The 2,599-nt window shown below is 74.9% G+C and carries 2 protein-coding genes; one reads left to right on the top strand and one right to left on the bottom strand.

Features of this window, described 5'->3' with window-relative positions:
- Positions 1–1,669: ATP-binding protein (locus ABZ371_RS31495; RefSeq protein WP_358686113.1), on the bottom strand; the 1,669-nt coding region annotated here is incomplete at its 3' end.
- 321 nt (positions 1,670–1,990) lie between these two features.
- Here ABZ371_RS31495 and ABZ371_RS31500 point away from each other — a divergent pair.
- Complete coding sequence (locus ABZ371_RS31500; RefSeq protein ID WP_358686115.1) at positions 1,991–2,575, top strand: tellurite resistance TerB family protein; 585 nt, start codon at positions 1,991–1,993, stop codon at positions 2,573–2,575.
- Positions 2,576–2,599 lie beyond the last annotated feature (24 nt).

The raw sequence follows: 2,599 nt of genomic DNA on the forward strand, positions 1-2,599 counted from the left end.
GCAGCGGCCCCGCCCCGCGGAGCACCCGTGCCAGCGGCCCCCGCGCGGTGTCCGAGGCCGGCGGGACGGTGCCGCCGTACGCCTCGGGGGCCAGTTCCCCGGCTCGGCGGTGGGACAGGCAGACGCGCTGCACGTGGCCGTGCTCGTCCAGCAGGTCCACCACGCACCAGTGCGCCAGCCGTCGGGTGAGGATGCGGCACACCCGTCGCAGGCCCTCGGACAGGTCCACGGCACCGCTGAGGGCGGTGCCGGTGTCCGCCAGGAGTGCGAGCCTCTCCAGCGCCGACAGGGCGGCGGGGCCGCCTACGCCGGTGCCCGTGCCACGCGGGCCGTCCGCGGGCTCCGGCCCGTCCGGCTCCCGCGGCGGGGCGGGCCGGGCCGTCCCGGGTGAGGGCGTGGAGGGGGCGGGTTCCACCGTCCGGGGAGTGAGCTGGGCAACGAACACGGTGCGGCCGTCGGCCGTCTCCTGGGTCTGGATGACCAGCCGGACGGGGACCAGCCGGCCGTCCCGGTGCAGCGCGGGGAGCGGTACGGAGCGGCCGAGGATCCGGGGGCGGCCGGTGAGCAGCAGGGAGCTGAACGCCGCTCTGTTCCGCTGCCGCAGGTGTTCCGGGACGAGTGTGGTCAGCCTCCGCCCCAGGAGGTCGTCCACCTCCCAGCCCAGCATCGCCGCAGCCGGGTCGTTCACCGCGATGATCCTGTTCTCCTCGTCGGCGGCGACCGCCGGGGTCCTGCCGGCCTGGATGTGGGCGGGTTCCCACGGCACGAGTCCGGAGACGTTCACGCTCGGGTCGCGCGGGACCACTGTCCAGGCGGTCGGGTGGGCTCCGGCGAGCTGGCCGGCGATCTGGTCGAACAGCCAGGCGCGGAAGGCGCGCGCCTGGGGAAGGGTCGGGCGGCCGAGGAGGTGCTCCTCCCGTGCCGCCTCCTCCGCCAGGTCGAGCACGTGGCGCAGGGTGAGCACCGCGGGTGCGGCGTCCGCGGGCACCGACAGGGAGAGCGACGGGGGAAGGGAACGGGCGTCCGCGGCCGACGGCTGCCGGCCCGTCGCGGCCGCCACGCACGCACTGATGAGGTTGCTCGTGTCGTGAGCCGTGACCAGGTCTCCCGGCCGCACGCCCAGGAGCCCGGCGGCGGGGCCGGCGAGCACGAGTTCGCGCAGCAGCGCGTGCCTGCGCCGCCGGCAGGCCGCGTACAGGGCTGCGGGGAAGTCGATCAGCGTCACGGTGACGCCGGAGCACGCCGGAGTCCCCCAGCCGGAGGGTGGCGGCGGTGGTCCTCCGCCGGTCCGCAGGTCGAACCACACCGTCTTGTGGCTCGGGCCGGCATCCACTCCGTAGCGCCGGGCGAGCCGTTCGACGAGTACGAGCCCCCAGCCCGTCCAGGAGTGCGACGGGTCTTCCCGGGGGACGGGCGAGCGGCCCGGCCGTTCGTCGGTGACCCGCACGTGGATTCTGCCGCCGGCGTGCCGGACGCTCACCTGGACCTGGGTGCGCGCGTGGAGCACCGCGTTGGTCACCAGTTCGCCGGCCAGGAGCTCGGCGGTGTGCACCACGTCCGGCGCGGTGTCGCCCAGGGCCGTGCGCACGAAGTGCCGGGCCGACGCCACGCTCTCCGGCCGCGGGGGGAAACGGCGCGGTGAAGGCCCCGGCGCATTCTGATCGCCCATGGCTGCAGTCTGCTGCACGTGCCCCGCGCGGGGGCCCGGCCGCCCTCGCGTGTCCCGGGCGGGTCGGGTCCGAGCCGCCGTCCGGGTGGGGTGTGCCGCGCCGGGGCACACCGCCCGGCAGGGGGTCCGGCCGCGTGCGTACGGCGGGCGGGGCGTGTCGGGCACGGACGGGGCGGGCGAGGGCGACCGGGCACGGACACCGCGGGCACGGGCGGGATGGACCACCTCCCTTTGCGGAACCTTTACCCGGTCCGGGCCGTTGGGCCGGTGCACGCGCACGCGTGCGACCGACGCAGTGGACGAAGACCGAGGTGACGTCACATGGCAGTGTGGGACCGGCTCAAGGACCAGGCCAGGACTCTGCAGCAGTCCCAGGGCAGGAGCGGCCCGGCCGGCGGGCGCACGGGGTCCGGGGGCGGTGCGCGCGCCCAACTGGTCAGCACGCTCAAGGCCCAGCTCGGTTCGCTCAAGACCGAGCTGAAGAGCGGCGCGTACCGGGACGCGAGCATGGCGATGTGCGCGCTGGTCGCCGCCGCCGACGGCCGTGTGGACCCGGCCGAGCGGCAGCACGTGGAGTCGATGATCCTCGGCAACGACGTGCTGCAGAACTTCCCGCCCGAGCAGTTGCGTCAGCGCTTCAACAACCACGTGGACGCCCTCACGCACGACTTCGCCCGGGGGAAGGCGGAGGCGATGCAGGACATCGCCAAGACCGTCAAGAAGCCGACCGAGGCGCGGGCCGTGATCCAGACGGGCATCGTCGTCGCCGGCGCCGACGGTGACTTCTCCCATGCCGAGCACATGGTCATCCGGGAGGCGTGCACAGCGCTGAACAGAAGTCCTACCGGGGCGGTTCGAAGGTGTACGTCATCGAGACCCACGCGGGCGTGGGCCACGAACAGCTGACCACGATCGGACGCGGGCGCCACA

Source organism: Streptomyces sp. NPDC005899 (genome assembly GCF_040629645.1).
In the GTDB taxonomy this organism is placed as follows: Bacteria; Actinomycetota; Actinomycetes; order Streptomycetales; family Streptomycetaceae; genus Streptomyces.